Origin of the sequence: Corynebacterium nasorum (assembly GCF_030229765.1) — a bacterium.
GTDB lineage: Bacteria > Actinomycetota > Actinomycetes > Mycobacteriales > Mycobacteriaceae > Corynebacterium > Corynebacterium kefirresidentii.
Genome location: NZ_JASPGY010000004.1, coordinates 1 through 17773, shown reverse-complemented (window position 1 = coordinate 17773; position 17773 = coordinate 1). Strand labels below are relative to the sequence as shown.

Below are 17773 nucleotides of genomic sequence, written 5' to 3'. Positions count from 1 at the left end.
ACCTATTATAGGTGCTACCACCCGATTCGGCTTAATTCGACAGACCCGCGGGGCGCTTTAGCGCTCGTTGCGCGGGGTAACCTTACACAGGGACTCGCCGGTGTAAATCTGGCGCGGACGGTTGATCTTGGTGTTGATCTCCAGCTGCTCGCGGTACTGTGCAATCCAGCCTGGCAGGCGGCCGATGGCGAAGAGGACGGTGAAGAAGTCCGTCGGGAAGCCCATGGCGCGGTAGATCAGGCCGGTGTAGAAGTCCACGTTCGGGTAGAGCTTGCGGGAGACGAAGTAGTCGTCATTCAGCGCAATGTCTTCCAGCTTCATGGCCAGATCCAGCATTGGGTCGCCGCCCAGGTGCTCGATGATCTCGTGGGCGGTGTCCTTGACGATGGCCGCACGTGGGTCGTAGTTCTTGTACACGCGGTGGCCAAAGCCCATGAGGCGAACGCCCTTTTCCTTATTCTTCACGCGGTTCATGAAGTCGGTAGCGTCACCATCGTGGTTGTTCTGGATATCTTCCAGCATCTCCAGAACGGCCTGGTTTGCGCCGCCGTGCAGCGGACCGGACAGGGCGTTAATGCCGCCGGCAATGGAGACGAACATATTGGCCTGAGCGGAACCAATCATGCGCACGGTGGAGGTGGAGCAGTTCTGCTCGTGGTCAGCGTGCAGGATAAGCAGCTTATCCAGGGCCTTAGCTACAACCGGGTCTACCTCGTACTCCTCGGTGGGGTAGCCGAACATCATGCGCAGGAAGTTCTCGCGGGCGTTCAGGCTATTATCCGGGTACATATAAGGCTTACCCTGAGAAGCGCGGTAAGCATACGCAGCCAGCATTGGAACCTTGGCCAGCAGGCGGACGGTGGCCTTATCCAGCTGCTCTGGGTCCAGCGGGTTGAGCTGATCCTGGTAGTACGCGGAAAGAATGTTAAGGGAGGAAGCCAGCACGGCCATTGGGTGCGCGTTGCGCGGGAAGATATTGAACGCGGCCTTAAAGTCCTCATCCAACAGGGTGTGGTGGCGGATTTCGCGGTTGAAGTGGCTGAGCTCTTCCTCGTTAGGCAGATGACCCTTGATCAGCAGATAGGAAACCTCGTTAAAGGAAGCGTTCTCCGCCAGGTCCGCGATATCGTAGCCGCGGTGGCGCAGGATGCCCTCTTCACCGTTAATGAAGGTGATCTTGGACTCGGTGGAACCGGTGGAGGTATAACCAGGGTCGAAGGTAACGAGCCCGGTCTCGTTACGGAGCTTGGAAATGTCAAAGCCGGAGTCACCCTCGGTGGACTGCTTGATGTCCATCTCGTACTCGCCGCCTGGGTACTGGAGCACTACCTTGTTGTCTTCAGAAGCCACGGAAGTTCCTTTCTCTATGTGAAGAGTCACTATTAAGCACTAACTTAAGGAAGCTAGCTTGATACCTCTTCACACTTTAGCAAACTTTGTGACGCCAACAACAGGATTTGGCCGACTAAAATAACTGCCGTTCGACCGGAACTGCTCTACACTGGCACGCATGAGCACTCCAGAACTTACGCTGCCTGCCGACCTCCTGCCTGCCGACGGCCGCTTTGGCTGCGGCCCCTCCAAGGTTCGCCCCGACCAGCTTGCGGCGATTGACCCCGCGGTCATGGGCACCTCTCACCGCCAACCGGCAGTAAAGAACCTCGTAGGTTCGGTGCGAGAAGGCTTAAGTGATCTCTTCTCCTTACCGGAGGGCTACGAGATTGTCCTTTCCCTCGGCGGCGCCACCGCCTTCTGGGATGCGGCCACTTTCGGGCTTATAGAGCGCCACTCCGCCCACCTCACCTTTGGTGAGTTTTCCACTAAATTTGCCAAGGCCGCCGCGGGTGCACCCTGGCTCGATGCCCCGTCCATCGTGGAGTCCCCCGCGGGCACCGCGCCCGACCCACGCGAACTCTCTGCGGAAGCGGACGTCGTCGCTTGGGCACACAATGAAACGTCCACCGGCGCGATGGTAGAAGTCACCCGCCCGCACCCCCGCAATGATCAGCAGCTGGTGGTCGTGGACGCCACCTCCGGCGCGGGTGGCCTGCCCGTACACATATCCGATACGGACGTCTACTACTTCTCGCCGCAAAAGTGCTTTGCTTCCGACGGCGGCCTGTGGCTCGCCGCCATGTCCCCCGCCGCACTGGAGCGGATTGAGAAAATTAACGCCTCCGAGCGCTATATCCCCACCTTCCTCAACCTGCAGACGGCAGTAGATAACTCCCGCAAGAACCAGACCTATAACACCCCGGCAATCGCCACCCTGCTCATGTTGGATAACCAGCTCCAGTGGATGAATGCCAACGGCGGCCTGGACGGCATGGTTGAGCGCACTACGGAATCCTCCACCACGCTGTATAGCTGGGCCGAATCCCGCCCGGAGACCACTCTCTTCGTCGCGGAGCCTGCGTCCCGCTCGCTCGTGGTGGGCACCATCGACTTCGCCGAGTCCGTCGACGCCGCGGCGCTCGCCGCCACCCTGCGCGCCAACGGCATTCTGGACGTGGGGCCGTACCGCAAGCTAGGCCGTAACCAATTGCGCATCGGCATGTTCCCGGCTATTGAGCCGGCCGATATCGCCAAACTGACCCAGTGCATCGATTACGTCTTGGATGCGAATTAACGCATCACCCCCAACATGCCCCGCCGCCTCGCAGGCCGCGGGGCATTTTCACGTTATAGTTGAATGCATCACAGATATGTCCGCCGTCGATAGGCAAAAGGAGCGCCCTATTATGCGCGAGCTGTTCCCAGTTGACAGCGAATCGACTGAAACCTCTTTGGTGCTGCGCACCGAAGACGGCGAAGAGTTTTTCCTCTCCATCACCGATGAACTGCGCGAGGTCTTGCAGGGTGAGCAGCAGGAAACCCCGGAAGAAGAGCCGGCGGCTCCCGCCATCAGCCTTGCCAAGCCCGCCAAACCGGAGCCGGTGGAAGAGACAAAGATTCGCCCGGCGGAGATCCAAAACCGCATCCGCGCCGGTGCCTCCGCGGCGGAAGTGGCGGAAGAAATGGGCGTGCCCGAGTCCCGCATTGAACCCTTCGCCTACCCGGTCATGCTGGAGCGCAACCGCATCGCGGAGATTGCCAAGCAGGCTCACCCGGTACGCGAGGACGGCCCAGCCAAGCTCACCCTGTGGGAGGTTCTTGCTACCGCCTTTGCCGCTCGCGGACACTCACTGTCCGAGTCCACCTGGGACGCCTACCGCCACCAGGGCGAGGCCTGGATCGTGCGCGTGACGTGGAAGGCCGGCCTGTCCGAGAACGAAGCCGAGTGGTACTTCAAGCAGTCCATGTCCTCGCCCGCCACGGTGGAGGCCCGCAACTCGGTGGCCGCAGACCTAACGGACCCGGACTTCGTACAGCCGGTGCGCTCGCTGACCTCGTTGGGCAGTGGCCGCTACGACGAAGCTATCGACGGCGATCAGCCCAGCAACGTCACTGACCTCACTGCGCCAACCACCCCGCCGGAAGAGCCCGAGGAAGAGGAGTTCCTACAGAACCCCTCCCCGGAAGAAAAGCCCGCCAAGCGCCGCCGCAAGGCCGTCACTCCGCATTGGGAGGACGTACTACTCGGCGTTCGCTCCAATACCAAGCGCCCTAGGGACTAATCGTGGACATCTCTCACGCAGTACTCACTCTCTGGTACATCTCTAAGCCCAACGCAGAAGAGGTGCTAAAGACCGAGCCCAAGGCGGATCGCGGCTTTGGGCGAAAATTCCTCGCCCAATTAGACCCGACATTCCCGGTCACCCCGATTGGGCAATTCCCGCTTAACCGCTCCGCGCAGACGGATCCACATGAGTACTATATCGGCGGCTACCCCGGCATCACCGTGGTACAGACGGTGTGCGAAGGAGACTCTGTCCTCCTCTCGCAGCTGCCGGAAACCCTACTCAATGCGGTCCCCGCCCAGCGCGTCATTGCGCTGGCGAGTAATGAAAAGGAAGGCTATGCCGGCTTCGCCCTGTGGGAGGGTGGCCAGCTCAAGCGCTGCCTGTGCGCTACGCGCGAGCACCTTTATGAAGACACCGGCCTGCCAGAGCCTTTCGAGGCGCCCTACTGGGCAGGAGAAAAGTACGAACCGATCGGTGGCATTTCCCTGCCCTTCGAGCCGCAGGGCATCATGGAGGCGGCCCAGGAGTACTGGCTCGGCATCGAGGTAGGACACGATGGCCCGGATCTGGACGTCGTGGGCTACGCGGTTGACGGCCGCCCAGAGCCGAAGATCGACCCGCCGAAGCCGAAGCGGACCGTGGGCGAGTTAGCTGCGCAGTCGGCCAATAAGCTGGGTCTGAACGATTATGATGATTACGAGGACCACAGCGCCGAGCCGGAATCCACTGGCGAGGAGATCATCTCCACTGCGAAGCATCTGGGTTCCCTCATCGGCAATTGGGGCGCTCAGACGTTTAGGTCGCTCAAGGAGCGCTGGCGTTCATAAAAGGAAATGGCGGCGGCCGTTGCCACATTGAGGGAATCCGTACCCGGGGCCATCGGTATGCGTGCGCGCACATCGGTGGCCTTCATTGCGTGTTCGGTAAGGCCAGGGCCTTCCGCACCGACGAGCATGGCCACCTTATCCAAGCCATGCATGGCCTCGGCCAAATGCACCGCTTGGGGGTTGGGGGTTAAGGAAATGAGGGTAAAGGAGGCGTCGGCAAGCGCCTGCAAGGAACGCTGCCACGTGGTGAACCCGCCTTCCAAATGGGCAAAGGGCAAGCGCAGCACGTGCCCCATGGATACGCGCACCGAGCGTCGATAGAGCGGATCTGCGGCCCCTGAGCCGAGCAGCACCGCGTCCACCCCCATGCCGGCGGCGTGGCGGAAGATTGCGCCAATATTCTCGTGATCGCCCACACCCTCCAGCACTGCGATGGTTTTCGCGGTCTTCAAAATCTCTCCCAGATCCGGCTCTGGGGCGCGGTCCGCGGCGGCGACAAGCCCGCGGTGCATATCAAAGCCCGCTACCTCTGCGAGGGTCTCGCGGGAGACCTCGTAGATGGGGCACTCAGGCTCGCCATACTCGGAAACGTATGCTTCCAGCTTCTTAGGAAAGCCCACCAAGCAACGCATGGGGAACCGGGATTCGGCCAGCCGGGAGACCACCAGCGGGCCCTCTGCAATGACGAGACCCTCGCCGGATTTATCGGATTTGTTGAGGTTCCGAATATCGTCCAGGCGAGGGTCCGCAGGGTCAGTAATCAGCATGCCTTTAGGCTAGCCGATGGCATTGGATATCGGATCCATGCCAAAGAAAATCACGAAGAGGCCGGCCAAGAGCCACATGATCCAGTGCACTTCCTTGGCCTTACCGGCAAAGGTGGACATGAGCGCGAAGGAGATAAAGCCTACGCCAATACCGTTGGCAATGGAATAGGTAAAGGGCATGGTCACAATGGTCAGGAAGGCCGGAATGGCGATTTCCATCTTGGTCCAGCGGATCTCGGTCAGCTGCGCGGCCATCATCACGCCGACGATGACTAGCACCGGGGAGGCGGCCTCGATAGGCACGATTTCATAAAGCGGGGTCAAAAACATCGCGGCGAGGAACAGCAGGCCGGTCATCAGGTTGGCCAGACCGGTGCGGGCGCCATCGGCAATGCCGGCGGAGGAATCCGCGAAGACGGTATTGGAAGAAGCACAGCCTAGGCCACCGGCCACTGCGCCAAAGCCTTCTACGACGAGGGCCTTTTTCATATCGGGGAGGTTGCCGTCGGCGTCGACAAGCTTGCCTTGCTTGCCCAGGCCGGTCATGGTGCCCATCGCATCAAAGAAGTTGGTAAGCAACAGGGTGAAAATGAGCAAGACGGTGGAAACCACGCCGATTTTCGTGAATGCGCCTACCAGGTTCACATCGCCCACAATGGACAGGTCCGGAATCCCACCGAGCGCTTCTGGTTTGACGGGCGCGGCCATGCCCCAGTCCTCGGAGCCGGTAAATACCTGCACGATAAAAGCGATGATGGTGGTGAGCACGATGGCGATAAAAAGCCCACCCGGCACGTTCCGGATGACCATGAAGGAACAGATAATAAGGCCGATGACAAAGACCAGCGCCGGCCAAGTGGAAATCGATCCATTAATGCCCAAGCCCACCGGCACGGTGGTATGCGCAGCGTCCGGCACGCGGGTGACAAAACCACCGTCCACAAGGCCGATCATGGCGATGAACATGCCGATGCCTACGCCCATCGCCGCCTTCATGGACTGCGGGATGGCGTCGAAGACGGCGGTGCGGAAACCGGAAATGGCCAGCAGAACGATGATGATGCCCTCGATAACCACCAGGCCCATCGATTCTTGCCAGGTCAGCCCGCTGGTGGCGACCATGCTCACGCCCACGAAGGTGTTCATGCCCAGGCCGGCGGCCATGGCGAAGGGGTATTTGGCAATCGCGCCGAAGAGGATAGACATTACGCCCGCGACCAGCGCGGTGGCGGCAGCAACCTGCGGCACGCCCAGCGCGTAGCCGTCTGCATCCTCGGTGGTGCCGAGGATCAGCGGGTTCAAGAGAATGATATAGGCCATGGCGAAGAACGAGACCGTTCCCGCGCGTAGCTCGGTTCCAATGGAGGAACCACGTTCAGAGATATGGAAGTAGCGATCGAGAGTGGCTTTCAACGCCTGCGCCTTTCACGTACAGCGAGTCTTACGCCATAAGTGTGCTGTCTTAGTCCTCGATTTCAAAATCCTGGAAGATGGGTTTTTCATCATCGAAGGCAACTTCGGGGTTCTTTTCTTCCCGCACCCGTGTCTGCGAATGCGCGCCACAACCATAACGCGAGTGCACTACCCGTCCGTCCGCAGAATACTCATTGGCGCAGACGCCGTAGTTTTCCATCAGCTCTACATAAAACGCGCAGGTGCGGCATTGCAGGCGCGCCTTGGCCGCCATATCCGTATTCGGGCCACGCTCGGTGCGCCAGCGCTTCTTGGCGTCGTCCAAGCCGGACTTGGAAAGTTTGTCGCCGTCCAGGCGGGAATCATCTACGGCCGGTGGCATCAAATCACCCGGCCCAAGGTCGCCCGGCCGCACGCGATCCTCATAGGGCACCCATTCCGGCGGCTGCAGAGCCTCTCCGCCTGGCACCAGCGCCACTTCATTGACGGTGACGTAGCGCGATCCCTCCGCACATGCGAGCACCGCCTGCCATTCCCAGCCGGGGTAGCCAGGCATCTCTGCTTCAAATCGGTGGGTAGCAACGTTTCGGCCCATCCCAGCGACGCCGATATGCTTGCCGACGCCCCCTTCCCCCACCTCATCCAGCGCCTCGCGCGCAATGCGCACGGCGCGGGAATCGATCAACGGATTTGCTTTTCGCTTACTCACGCCCCTCATTATTCATTATGGGGCGCGCACGGTGGTACATATGGTGCATGTCGTTTCTTTCCCGCGCCGCCTGCATTCTCCTGCCCTGCACCCTCGTTGCTTGTTCCTCTACCCATGCAGAACCCGAAGTTGAGCACCTCTCCGTGGAGGTCTTAGGCACCGCTTCCCTGCCGGCCAATTCCTTTACTCAAGGCCTCGAAACCGATCCGGACGGCAACCTGCTCCTTGGCACCGGCCAATGGGGCGAATCCCGCCTGGAGCGCTTCTCCCCCGAAACCGGCGAAACCTTAGCCGAAACGCACCTGGATAACCGCTACTTTGGCGAGGGCATCACCCAGGCCGGAGATTCCATCTGGCAGCTAACCTGGAAGTCCGGCCAGGCCCTGAAATACGACCAGGACCTGCGCCAGGTCGATACCGCCGCCTACACCGGTGAAGGGTGGGGGCTGTGTAATAACGGCGAAGATCTTCTCATGTCCGATGGCTCCGCTACCCTGCAGCATATGGATCCGGAAACTTTTGCGGAGCGCTCGACCACCGACGTCAGCCTGGAAGGAAAACCCCTCGAGGACATCAATGAGCTGGAGTGCGTGGGCGATTCCGTTTATGCCAATGTGTGGATGGATGACAATATCTACCGCATCGATCCTTCCACCGGCCGCGTGACCGCCGTCATTTCCACCGACGCCATAGATAAATCCCGCTATACCGACCCCGATGACGTCCTCAACGGCATCGCGCACATCAAAGACGATGAGTTCTGGCTTACCGGCAAGCGGTGGAAAGAACTCTTCCACGTTCGAGTAAGGTAAAGGCCCATGGCAACCCGTAAGGAAGCAAGGAAAAAGTCGCTGCTGCAGATCTTGGCCCTCATCGTGGTCGTGGCAGTCATCGTCGCCGCCGTAGTGATCTTCCAGAACTGGTGGAACCAGCGGCCGGGTCCCGATCCGCGCGAAATCAAAGTGACCGCCTCCGTGGGCGATAATTCCATCGACTTCGCCCCTTATATCGCGTGCGAGCCCGGCGCCGATTGCCCAGAGGGCGAGGTCCCGAACCTCACCGTAGGGGAAGACGACACCCTCAAGCTGGAAATCCCCGAAGAGATTTCTGATCATGAATGGAAGATTCTCTCCATCTACGATGACCCCGCCGCCAATGATGAAACCGCGCACGGCGCGAACGAGACTACTGAAGTATCAATCCCCGGATCGGTAGAGCCCATCAAGGCCTCCACCGGCAAACGCCCCCGCCTCAAGGTGGTAGAGATTTCCTCCATGATGATCGGCACCGATGACAACGGTGACGAAACCCCCTTGGCCACCGTGTGGTCGCTCACCACGATGACCGATAAAGAACGAGAAGCCTCCGCGGAGGAATCCACGAAGGCTTCTGATTAGCTATCCAAATCCTTCGCAATTGCGCGAAGGATTTCTGCTACCTGGCGGCCGGTCTTGCGCTCCGGGTAGCGGCCGGAATTGAGCACCGGCTGAATCTGTGACTCCAGCAAAGTCATCACATCAGAGACCATGCTGCCGAGTTCCTCGGGCTTGCGGGCCGGCGTGCGGCGACGCGGCTTATCCAATACCTTGACCCGCAGCGCCTGCGGACCACGGCGGCCAGCCGCGAAATCGAAATCGATGCGCTGGCCTGGGAACAGTTCCTCTACTCCCTTAGGCAACACGTTGCGGCCGACATAGACGTCTTCATCGCCCGGGTTGCTGACGAAACCGAAACCTTTCTCGGCGTCATACCACTTCACTTTGCCAATAGGCATAGGTACCCACCTCTTCTCTAGGGGAAAATCTTTATTTTAGCTGCCTGGTCAAAACAACAGAAGTCGCGCACGCTAACGCGACACACCTCCGCCATGTGCCACAGATCACATGTTGCCACTCACCTGCACAAATGCCCTCGCACGCGCCACATTCGCCCCATTCCTTTCCCATTTAGTGCCCATAACGTGACACTTTCGTTATAAACCGCTACGCTGTCCCCCAGACATTTAAGAGCCGTTAAGAAAGTTGCCCTCGCCCGCCCTTTCTTTTTGGTACATATTCTTTGCACTTAATGCGGGCACACAGAGAGGACTAACTACATGGGACGCCACTCCGCTAAGAACCGCATGGCCGCTAAGTTCACCGCCGGCACCGTCGCCTTCGGCGCCGCTGCTGCCATCATGGCACCAACCGCATCTGCTGCCCCGGATTCCGACTGGGACCGCCTGGCACAGTGCGAGGCCGGCGGCAACTGGCACATCAACACCGGCAACGGCTTCTACGGCGGACTGCAGTTCAACCCGCAGACCTGGCAGGCTAATGGCGGCGGCGAGTTCGCAGCTACCGCTGACCAGGCTTCCCGCGAGCAGCAGATCGTTGTTGCTGAGCGCGTACTTGCTTCCCAGGGCTGGGGCGCATGGCCGGCTTGCTCCGCTTCCCTAGGCCTGAACTCCGCTCCTACCCAGCGCACCGCTCCGTCCGCCGCACCTAAGGCTCCGGCCCAAGCACCGGCTCCGGTTAAGCAGGCTGCTGCCCAGAAGTCCGACGAGCTGGCCGTTGATGCCCTGTACAACACCATCAAGAACGCCGCTAACTCCTACGGCCTGGCTCTGCCTCCACAGTTCACCGAGCTGTACAAGGCTAACCGCCACGACTTCAACAACTTCTACTCTGCCAACCGCAACGTCATCGACCCGATTGCGCAGATGATTGAGAACATCACCCGCTAAGACACAGCGCTGAAAGGCCCCTTGCTCATGCAAGGGGCCTTTTCTGCGTGAGAGAGAAATTCCCCGCACCGAGGCGGGGAAACACTCTAGCGGTTGATGCGAGTATAAGGGTGAACGTAGTTCAGCTTCTCTGCCGGCATCGGCAAAATCAGATCATCGCCGTAGGGGCTGGATGCACCAGCAAAAGGCGCAGAGATTTCCGTGATTGCGTGCTCGCGATTTTCGTTCTTCGGCCAAGCCGGGGAAACGTGACCCTTCTTCTCATTCGACATAGTCCCTATTATTTCAAACCTTGCGCAAAAACGTAACTCAATCGATAGCTAAACTGGGAAGTCATCATGACTCAGTCTTCCCATCTTCAGCATTTCCGCACGTGGCTTGCCTCCCTTGACGAAGAAGAGCTGGCAACAGTCCTCCGCAACCGGCCAGATGTGCTCAACCCACTACCCCCAAGTATCGCCGCGCTCGCCACTCGGCTCCTGCTGCGCACCTCTATCACACGAGCCCTTATGGACTGCTCCGCGGAGCTGCTCGCGGAAATCGAGGACATCGCGCGCCGTGGTGGAGAGCTCGAGGAGGTAGAAGACCTGCATCCGGAGACCACCCGCCAGCTCAAGGAGCGCGGACTAGCGTACGGCAACGTCCTCATTCCGCCTGAGGTCATGCCTGCCTTGCCTACGGGCTGGTCCCTCCTCGAACAAATCCGAGTAAGCCCGGCAGACATCGCCGAGCTGCCAGCTGAAGAGCGCAAGGTCCTCGAGACCCTGTCCCGGTCCAATGGCCTCGGTACCACGCGGGACGCAGCCGTTGATGCGGATCCGACGCGGCCGATCCCGCGGCTCATCGCCAAGCAGCTGCTCCACCGCGTTGACTCAACCACCGTCCGCCTGCCACGCGCCGTGCACCTTGCGCTGAACGGCAAAGCCACCGCGCCTATCCCTGTGGAGGGAATCACCGAATCCCCCTCCCCCGATTCCAAGGCCGATGATGCTGGCACTGCAGCCGGGTTATCCGTCGTGCGCGGCATGCAGCGTGTCATTGACTCCCTAGGCGCTCGGCCGATAGAACTCCTCAAAGACAAGACCGTCGGCGTTCGCCAGCTCACCGGATTAAGCAAGACCCTTAACATTGGCGAGGAGGAGTTGCGCCGCCTCATCGAACTCGGCATGAGTGCCCGCCTACTAAGCCGCGGTGAGCCGAAAAACATGGAGGGCAATTTCCTCGTCTCAACGGAGCTCGCCCAAACCTGGCTCGACGCCAGCCTCGCCGAAAAATGGCAGCTCCTGCTCGAGTCATGGACAACCTCCACGTGGACCAACGAAGGCCGCACACTGGCGCACACCAATGACCGCCTGCCGGGCTTCAGGCAAAAGGTCCTGCAGGTCTATCTGCGCGGGGCGAAACCCACCTTCGAAGAATCCCTCCGCTTCCACTTCCCACTCTTTGCCACGCATACCGCGGACGAGACTATCGCCGAGCTCCGTGCGGAAGCCGAGTGGATCGGCGCAATCGCCCTCGAGCGCCCCACCAGCGTGCTTATCGAGGGCCCCGAGGCCGCCGCCCGCCTGACCCCAGATACGGTTGACTACTTTCTAATTCAGGCAGATATGACCGTATTGGTTCCCGGACCGCTCGATCCAGAAACACACCAACGGCTCGAATCCGTCGCGGACCTTGAATCCCCCGGCTTGGCCAGTGTCTACCGCATCTCGGACGCTTCCCTTCGCCGCGGCCTTGATCGCGGAATGACTGGGGAGGAAATCCACGCCTTTTTCGCAGCCCACGGGGAGGTGCCGCAGACGCTGGAGTTCCATATCGGGGACGTCGCCAAGCGCCACGGCACCCTGCGCTCCGGCCCGGCACTGTCCTACCTGCGCAGCGAGGACCCAGCCCTCCTCCAGATTGCGCTCAAGGCCGCGCCTTTGCGTCTGCTTGCTCCCACCGTCGCTATTTCTCAACTGCCGGTACACGACCTGCTGGAGCGGCTGCGCGATCACGGTCTTTCTCCCGCGGCCGAGGACCACAACGGCGCGAGCCTCACGGTTGCACCCGAACCTGCAACGCTACCGACCCCCACCGCGCGTCGGGCTACCGCTTTCCCGGACATTGCGAAGGCCATGCGCAATCTGCGCGATGACTCCGCGCCTTCCACTCCCAGCCTCGATATAGTCCACGCAGCCGCACGCACAGCCCGGTCGATCACCATTGGCTATGCGGATAAGAACGGCAACGAAAAGCACCGCACCGTTACCCCGCTGACGGTCGCGGGTGGGCAAATCGACGCCCGCTCTTCCGACGGCTCCACTATCCGATTTCCCTTGCACCGGATCACCTCCGTTACGCTGGAGCCATGAATGGACCATTAATTGTGCAGTCGGATAAGACCGTCTTGCTCGAGGTGGATCACGCCCAGGCCGCAGAGGCCCGCGCCGCGCTCGCTCCCTTTGCGGAGCTGGAGCGCGCTCCCGAGCACGTGCACACCTACCGCATTACTCCGCTCGCGCTGTGGAATGCCCGCGCGGCCGGACACGACGCCGAGCAGGTCGTCGACGTCCTCGAAAACTACTCGCGCTTTCCGGTCCCCCAAGCCCTGCTTATCGACGTCGCCGAAACCATGTCCCGCTACGGCCGCGTCCGCCTGCACGCCCACCCAGCCCACGGCCTCATTCTCGAGTCCGAAGAGCCACCTATCCTGGAAGAACTCTCCCGTGGCGCAACCGGAAAGCTCCTTGGCGCTCGCATCGACGAGCATTCCATCGCCGTCCCGCCCTCCGAGCGCGGCCGCCTCAAGCAAGCCCTCCTCAAGGCGAGCTGGCCGGCAGAAGATCTCGCAGGTTATGTCGATGGCGAGTCCCACCCCATCGCCCTCAATCATGATGGATGGCAGCTGCGCGATTATCAGCAGTACGCCACCGAGGCCTTTTGGTCCGGCGGCTCTGGCGTCGTGGTGCTGCCGTGCGGTGCTGGCAAAACCATCGTCGGTGCGGCAGCCATGGCCAAAGCAGAATCCACCACGCTCATCTTGGTCACCAATACCGTCGCCGGCCGCCAATGGCGGGACGAACTCCTGCGCCGCACCACGCTGACGGAAAATGAAATCGGCGAATACTCCGGCGAGAAGAAGGAAATCAAGCCCATCACCATTGCCACCTACCAGGTGGTCACGCGTAAAACCAAAGGCGAATACCGCGCCCTCGAGCTCTTCGATTCCCGCGATTGGGGCCTCATCATCTACGACGAGGTCCACCTCCTGCCCGCGCCGGTATTCCGTATGACTTCGGATCTTCAGTCGCGGCGTCGGCTAGGGCTCACCGCCACCCTCGTGCGCGAGGACGGCCGCGAGGGCGACGTCTTTTCCCTCATCGGGCCCAAGCGCTACGACGCCCCGTGGAAAGAGCTCGAGATGGCCGGCTATATCGCCACCGCCGAGTGCATCGAAGTCCGCGTAGACATGGACGCCGAGGAGCGCATGCTCTATGCCACCGCCCAACCTCGCGACCGCTACCGCATCGCTGCCCAGGCTGCCGCCAAGCTCCGCGCGGTCGACAAAATCTTGGCCCGCCACCCGCAGCAGGCGCTTATCATCGGCGGCTACGTCGACCAGCTCAAAGAACTCGGCGCGCATCTCGACGCCCCCGTAATCGATGGCTCCACCTCCACTGCTAAGCGCGAACGCCTCTTCCAGCAATTCCGGGATGGCAGCCTTCCCGTTCTGGTGGTGTCCAAGGTCGCCAATTTCTCCATCGATCTCCCCGAGGCCGCCCTAGCCATCCAGGTCTCCGGCACCTTCGGTTCCCGCCAGGAAGAGGCTCAGCGCCTTGGCCGGCTACTCCGCCCCAAGGAAGAAGAGGCGCTCTTTTATTCGCTGGTCACCCGCGATAGCCTCGATGCTGACTACGCCGTGCACCGCCAGCGTTTCCTCGCCGAACAAGGATATGCCTACCGGCTTATCGACGCACTAGACTTAGAACAATGAAAATCTTCAAGTTCGACGTAGACGAGTCCTTTGCCAAGGCCAATAACGAGCTCTTGCGCGATTCCAACCGCCTTCGCCTTTCCGGCCTCGTACTGGGCATCCTGCTCATCATCGGCGGCGCGGCCATCTGGTGGGGATTTTCCTGGGGCATCACTATCGGCCTGGGCATGATTCTATTCGGAATCATGGTGGCCATCGTCGGCTTTGCCGCCGCTCGTAAAGTTGGCACCGCCCAGCAACTCTATGATTCCTATCCCCTTGCGCCGGCCGTCATCGCTGAAGTAAATGAACGCGATATGGTCTTGCTCGCATTGGTGAATACCAATGTGGATCCTTCCCTTCCTCCCCGCTGGGCTGCATGTCTGCGCACCGTGACCGCCATCCCCGGCACCCAACGGACCGTAGGCACCAAGGTTCCCGTTGCAGCTGTTTCTGGCCGCGCGGACAATAACCACTGGCAGCAAATCACCCCGATGCCCATCGCCTGGGGCACTCCTGACGCCGAGACCGTCACCATCGCTCGCAAATCCATCCCCCAAGAGGAATGGCAGCGCCTCGAGCGAGCCCGCAAGCGCCTTTCCGACGTCAAGGCTACTAAGTTCGACCTGCTGGTTCTCTAGAGCTGCATAAGCTACGTCGGATACAGGTCCGTTCACAGACCCAACTGAAACTTCCACGCTAGGCAAGGAATTGGTCGTCATCTTGCCTCGTCCTGTGAGCACACGAGGCAAGATTAACGCCTCGGTAGCCCTCAACGAGAAACCGAGTTACGCGCTAAATATGCAACCCGCGCAATCACAATTAAACCGCGAGGCGGGCGTCTTTATCCTTTCACTTTCTCTCTTTTTGATCGCTGTTGTTGTAGTGCGAGGTATTTTGCCCAGGTGTGGTTCCAGTGTGTTTGGTGTGTGGCTAGGGGCCCAGTGGGGTGGTCTAGTTGGTAGGTGCCGTCTCGGTGGAGCCAGGCGATGGTGCCGGTGATGGGGTCGAGGATGTAGTGGACGCGGCGGTCGGTTTTGATGTTGTGGTGGTGTTGGCAGAGGTTTACTAGGTTGTCTGGGCTGGTCGGTCCGCCTTGGTGGTATTCGATGCGGTGGTCTAGTTGGCACTGTGTGGCGGGGATGGTGCAGCCGGGCCAGCGGCAGGTGGCGTCTCTGCCTTGGGTGTAGGCGCGGATGTCGGCGTCAGGGATGTAGGAGTCTACTTCGTCGGCGTTAAGCCGACGGATGAAGGTGTTGTCTGTGGGGCATGGTTGAGATTTATCCAACCTGCGCCGGGATGAAAGACGATATTGGTGTCTTCGTTGGTGGTGAAGGTGTTTATAGCGACGCTGGTATGGGTGTCTTCGAGGATGAGATCGATAAGGCCCTGCGCTGCGGTGGTGTGTGCCTTGTTGGTGTACACATCGATATGGCGGGCGATGATTGTGGCGGTAGCACTATCGCAGGTCAAAGATAGTGTAGTGGTGTTATCGGGGTTGTAGTTTATGCGGAGTGTGGGTTGCGGCTTTTCTTCTTTGTCTCCGGGGCGCAAGTGGGTGTCGATGAAGCCGCGGATGAAGCGGCGTAGTTCAGCATCAGTGGGGACTGTTTGATTCGGTGCGGTGGGCGTGAGGAAGTCTGCGAGTGCGGCGTCGATGGCTTCGAGGTCATCTAGGTTATTTTCCAGTCGGTGTAGTTCGCGGTCGATGATGCGCAATTTGGTCAGATCGAGGATCCAGTGGAGTCCTTGCACTTCGGTGACTAGAGGTAGTTGGCGCATGCGGAAGTGGACGCGCAGGAAGCCTTGGAGTTTCGAGTAGGAGATACCAAGGTCTTTGGCGAGACTGGTCAGGCTTAAATCAACATCTTCGTCTAGTTGGGGGAGGATTGCGCGGTAGAGGAACCAGGAGGTTTTGCGGGTGTAGGTGCCGGCTTGGCCGATGTGGTTGCCGGGTGCGTTGGTGGTGTAGAACGCTTCGGGCACATCACCTTCATCTAGAGGATCAGTATCGGGATGGCCGGAAATGAGGAGGGTGTCGGGATAGTCGAGGGCGGTATCGGGTTGAGGTGGGGATAGTGTGGCAGTCACGGGGTGTACTCCAACAAAAAAGTAGGGGTTCGTACGTGGTTTCTAACCAGTGTCCTTATAGTATCCCGGCTTTCGAACATATGCTCTTGATGGGGGTGTTTATGTTCGAATAGGGTGACCTAAACCTGCAGGGATCTCCAGAGTCACACCCCACACACCGGCGGGGGTAAAAGGAAAGGTTTAGAGTTCGTCGACGCCGGCAAGCAGGGAGCGAATTTCGGGGCAGTTAGCAAACTTCCGCTTTAGCCGACCCAAGAATTCTTCAAAGGAAGTTGGTTCAGCAACCTTTTGGATTTTCCCGAGCAACTCATACGCTTGGTCGCAACCGTACTTGTTTTCCAACTGCTCCTCGACTTTTCGCATCAGAATGGGAATGGTCTCGTCCGGCAAGTCCGGAAGAAGCTGCTCTGCCAAGCTCCATTCAATTCCGGCGTCCGAGGCTGTTGCCCAAGCACGCTCCGGATCATTTAGGCACACGTACTGGAACATCGCTAGGTCCCATGGTTTATCCCGCAGGCGAGTCTGGATGAGTACTGACGCGGTGTCCCCTACGGCCGCAAAAAGCCCACGCGCAGTCGATAGCATTGGAAAACTATCGAAGGCTATCCGGTGCACGGCGGGGCTGCGGTGGGGAAAGTGGGCGTCGCAAAGCGCGGCCCAAAAAGTAACGATATGGAAAGTATCCTCCGTGGGCAACGCCAGCATGGCCTTCTCTGAGTACCTATAGGCGAGGTCAAACTGACCTATCTCCGAAAGGCCGCGAATCAGCTGCTCGTATCCGTCCGTATGAGTACGATATACGTCCTCGACAGAGCCAGAAAGCACCGCGAGCCGACGCCTCGCATACGCGCCATGCGCCCGCTCGCGAAGTTCCTTCACGCCCTCTACGCCTAAAGATTCCTCGTACTGCACGGGGTCAACATCTATTTGTTCCGCATACGGCGACTCAAGAATGCCCAACAGCCACTGGGCCAAGTACAGCCCGTCAACCTTTGAAAGTTGAGCTGCATGAGGTAGTTCCTGCGCCAAGCGCTCGGCACTCCAACGCACGGCGTCGTTGACATCCTCAATAAGCGGCAACTGTTGCAGAACTTCGTCAACTGCGCGTTGCGCCACTGGGAAGATATCTTGAGCCTTAATTGGCTCAATTCCATAGCCGGCTAAAAGATGAGGTTCAAACATGGCCGTCTGGAGCAGCTCGCCGGCCTGCCACACCTGGTCGGCGTACTGGCCCGAATCGTCGGGGCCAGCCAAGTTTAGTCCGGTGGGCTTTACAAAGTTAATGGTTACTTCGGCGAGCGTCTGCCTTACTTCTGGCATTCCTTTAAATCCGCAAGGAATTCCTTGAGAGATTCCGTCAGATCCCATATTTGGTTACGCTCGTCTTCAAACATGCGATCAACGAGGAACTCCACACCACCCAGTTCATCCGGATGCAAGCTGTCTAAATAGGCCAGAAGCTTATCGACATCCTTTAAGCATTGAATTCTCTGCTCTACTTGTTCCACCACAGTAGAAATCTGCCTTTGGTCCATGCGTTTGAGACTAGCAAAACGACGAAAGAAGAGGGCGGTGGTATACCGTCCTCTTCTTTGTTGTATTTTGTTGTGTTTGTTGTTTGGTGTCGGCGGTGACTTACTCTCCCACAACCTCCCGGTTGCAG

At 59.6% G+C, this 17773-nt stretch carries 19 protein-coding genes; 9 read left to right on the top strand and 10 right to left on the bottom strand.

Annotation, left to right across the window (positions count from 1 at the left end; translation table 11 throughout):
• Positions 1-57 precede the first annotated feature (57 nt).
• Positions 58-1350, bottom strand: a complete 1293-nt coding sequence (locus tag QP904_RS05005; protein ID WP_284835656.1) for a citrate synthase — start codon at positions 1348-1350, stop codon at positions 58-60.
• Positions 1351-1510: 160 nt separating this feature from the next.
• On the opposite strand from QP904_RS05005, the gene serC reads away from it, so the two are divergent.
• The 3 genes from serC (at position 1511) to QP904_RS04990 (ending at position 4450) form a co-directional block, all read left to right on the top strand.
• Complete coding sequence (serC, locus tag QP904_RS05000; RefSeq protein WP_284835655.1) at positions 1511-2629, top strand: phosphoserine transaminase; 1119 nt, start codon at positions 1511-1513, stop codon at positions 2627-2629.
• A 112-nt stretch (positions 2630-2741) separates the two neighbouring features.
• A complete protein-coding gene (gene sepH / locus QP904_RS04995; RefSeq protein WP_284835654.1) occupies positions 2742-3617 on the top strand; it encodes a septation protein SepH in 876 nt (291 codons plus the stop codon).
• A gap of 2 nt (positions 3618-3619) precedes the next feature.
• Positions 3620-4450: a DUF6928 family protein gene (locus QP904_RS04990; RefSeq protein ID WP_023022013.1), complete on the top strand. Its 831-nt coding sequence runs from the start codon at positions 3620-3622 to the stop codon at positions 4448-4450.
• Here QP904_RS04990 and QP904_RS04985 read toward each other — a convergent pair.
• Genes QP904_RS04985 through QP904_RS04975 form a run of 3 tightly spaced genes read right to left on the bottom strand, consistent with a single transcriptional unit; the run spans position 4411 to position 7348 of the window.
• Positions 4411-5217, bottom strand: a complete 807-nt coding sequence (locus QP904_RS04985) for a TrmH family RNA methyltransferase (RefSeq protein ID WP_200287979.1) — start codon at positions 5215-5217, stop codon at positions 4411-4413. The two genes, QP904_RS04990 and QP904_RS04985, sit on opposite strands and share 40 nt — an antisense overlap.
• A 9-nt stretch (positions 5218-5226) precedes the next feature.
• Positions 5227-6630 (bottom strand): NCS2 family permease, encoded by a 1404-nt coding sequence (locus QP904_RS04980; RefSeq protein ID WP_200287981.1) that lies wholly within the window; start codon positions 6628-6630, stop codon positions 5227-5229.
• Positions 6631-6679: 49 nt separating this feature from the next.
• The gene (locus tag QP904_RS04975; RefSeq protein ID WP_248100411.1) at positions 6680-7348 is read right to left on the bottom strand and encodes a DUF3027 domain-containing protein; all 669 of its coding nucleotides are present in this window, start codon (positions 7346-7348) and stop codon (positions 6680-6682) included.
• Positions 7349-7386: 38 nt separating this feature from the next.
• On the opposite strand from QP904_RS04975, the gene QP904_RS04970 reads away from it, so the two are divergent.
• Both QP904_RS04970 and QP904_RS04965 read left to right on the top strand, forming a co-directional pair.
• Positions 7387-8151: a glutaminyl-peptide cyclotransferase gene (locus QP904_RS04970; RefSeq protein ID WP_284835653.1), complete on the top strand. Its 765-nt coding sequence runs from the start codon at positions 7387-7389 to the stop codon at positions 8149-8151.
• 6 nt (positions 8152-8157) lie between these two features.
• Complete coding sequence (locus QP904_RS04965; RefSeq protein WP_023022018.1) at positions 8158-8736, top strand: DUF2771 domain-containing protein; 579 nt, start codon at positions 8158-8160, stop codon at positions 8734-8736.
• Here QP904_RS04965 and QP904_RS04960 read toward each other — a convergent pair.
• The gene (locus QP904_RS04960) at positions 8733-9113 is read right to left on the bottom strand and encodes a cold-shock protein (protein ID WP_005323875.1); all 381 of its coding nucleotides are present in this window, start codon (positions 9111-9113) and stop codon (positions 8733-8735) included. The genes QP904_RS04965 and QP904_RS04960 overlap by 4 nt on opposite strands.
• 321 nt (positions 9114-9434) lie before the next feature.
• Between QP904_RS04960 and QP904_RS04955 the strand changes: the two genes are divergently transcribed.
• A complete protein-coding gene (locus QP904_RS04955; RefSeq protein ID WP_049360602.1) occupies positions 9435-10064 on the top strand; it encodes a resuscitation-promoting factor Rpf1 domain-containing protein in 630 nt (209 codons plus the stop codon).
• A gap of 86 nt (positions 10065-10150) precedes the next feature.
• Here QP904_RS04955 and QP904_RS04950 read toward each other — a convergent pair whose 3' ends face one another.
• Positions 10151-10336, bottom strand: coding sequence for a hypothetical protein (locus QP904_RS04950; protein WP_023022020.1), 186 nt, complete (start codon positions 10334-10336; stop codon positions 10151-10153).
• Between the two features lie 66 nt (positions 10337-10402).
• Between QP904_RS04950 and QP904_RS04945 the strand changes: the two genes are divergently transcribed.
• From QP904_RS04945 to QP904_RS04935, 3 genes are read left to right on the top strand one after another with little or no spacing between them, the layout of a single operon-like run.
• Positions 10403-12418, top strand: a complete 2016-nt coding sequence (locus QP904_RS04945; protein ID WP_284835652.1) for a helicase-associated domain-containing protein — start codon at positions 10403-10405, stop codon at positions 12416-12418.
• On the top strand, positions 12415-14040 hold the full coding sequence (locus QP904_RS04940) for a DNA repair helicase XPB (protein ID WP_023022022.1): 1626 nt from the start codon (positions 12415-12417) through the stop codon (positions 14038-14040). Before QP904_RS04945 ends, QP904_RS04940 begins: the two co-directional genes overlap by 4 nt.
• Complete coding sequence (locus tag QP904_RS04935) at positions 14037-14660, top strand: DUF3239 domain-containing protein (protein ID WP_049360595.1); 624 nt, start codon at positions 14037-14039, stop codon at positions 14658-14660. The genes QP904_RS04940 and QP904_RS04935 overlap by 4 nt, the downstream gene beginning before the upstream one ends.
• Positions 14661-14863: 203 nt before the next feature.
• Here QP904_RS04935 and QP904_RS04930 read toward each other — a convergent pair whose 3' ends face one another.
• From QP904_RS04930 to QP904_RS04915, 4 genes are all read right to left on the bottom strand, one after another.
• The gene (locus tag QP904_RS04930; RefSeq protein ID WP_284835651.1) at positions 14864-15307 is read right to left on the bottom strand and encodes an HNH endonuclease signature motif containing protein; all 444 of its coding nucleotides are present in this window, start codon (positions 15305-15307) and stop codon (positions 14864-14866) included.
• The gene (locus QP904_RS04925) at positions 15241-16110 is read right to left on the bottom strand and encodes a hypothetical protein (protein WP_284835650.1); all 870 of its coding nucleotides are present in this window, start codon (positions 16108-16110) and stop codon (positions 15241-15243) included. Before QP904_RS04925 ends, QP904_RS04930 begins: the two co-directional genes overlap by 67 nt.
• Positions 16111-16290: 180 nt before the next feature.
• On the bottom strand, positions 16291-17430 hold the full coding sequence (locus QP904_RS04920; RefSeq protein WP_284835649.1) for a hypothetical protein: 1140 nt from the start codon (positions 17428-17430) through the stop codon (positions 16291-16293).
• A partial coding sequence (locus QP904_RS04915) for a hypothetical protein (RefSeq protein ID WP_284835648.1) occupies positions 17418-17773 on the bottom strand: 356 nt, incomplete at its 5' end. The genes QP904_RS04920 and QP904_RS04915, both read right to left, overlap by 13 nt.

What these genes read in the sequence shown, in the direction of transcription:
- serC (WP_284835655.1), top strand. Translation starts at nt 1,511, where the DNA reads ATGAGCACTCCAGAACTTACGCTGCCTGCCGACCTCCTGCCTGCCGAC.
- sepH (WP_284835654.1), top strand. Translation starts at nt 2,742, where the DNA reads ATGCGCGAGCTGTTCCCAGTTGACAGCGAATCGACTGAAACCTCTTTG.
- QP904_RS04985 (WP_200287979.1), bottom strand. Translation starts at nt 5,217, where the DNA reads ATGCTGATTACTGACCCTGCGGACCCTCGCCTGGACGATATTCGGAAC.
- QP904_RS04975 (WP_248100411.1), bottom strand. Translation starts at nt 7,348, where the DNA reads ATGAGGGGCGTGAGTAAGCGAAAAGCAAATCCGTTGATCGATTCCCGC.
- QP904_RS04970 (WP_284835653.1), top strand. Translation starts at nt 7,387, where the DNA reads ATGTCGTTTCTTTCCCGCGCCGCCTGCATTCTCCTGCCCTGCACCCTC.
- QP904_RS04965 (WP_023022018.1), top strand. Translation starts at nt 8,158, where the DNA reads ATGGCAACCCGTAAGGAAGCAAGGAAAAAGTCGCTGCTGCAGATCTTG.
- QP904_RS04960 (WP_005323875.1), bottom strand. Translation starts at nt 9,113, where the DNA reads ATGCCTATTGGCAAAGTGAAGTGGTATGACGCCGAGAAAGGTTTCGGT.
- QP904_RS04955 (WP_049360602.1), top strand. Translation starts at nt 9,435, where the DNA reads ATGGGACGCCACTCCGCTAAGAACCGCATGGCCGCTAAGTTCACCGCC.
- QP904_RS04950 (WP_023022020.1), bottom strand. Translation starts at nt 10,336, where the DNA reads ATGTCGAATGAGAAGAAGGGTCACGTTTCCCCGGCTTGGCCGAAGAAC.
- QP904_RS04945 (WP_284835652.1), top strand. Translation starts at nt 10,403, where the DNA reads ATGACTCAGTCTTCCCATCTTCAGCATTTCCGCACGTGGCTTGCCTCC.
- QP904_RS04940 (WP_023022022.1), top strand. Translation starts at nt 12,415, where the DNA reads ATGAATGGACCATTAATTGTGCAGTCGGATAAGACCGTCTTGCTCGAG.
- QP904_RS04935 (WP_049360595.1), top strand. Translation starts at nt 14,037, where the DNA reads ATGAAAATCTTCAAGTTCGACGTAGACGAGTCCTTTGCCAAGGCCAAT.
- QP904_RS04920 (WP_284835649.1), bottom strand. Translation starts at nt 17,430, where the DNA reads ATGCCAGAAGTAAGGCAGACGCTCGCCGAAGTAACCATTAACTTTGTA.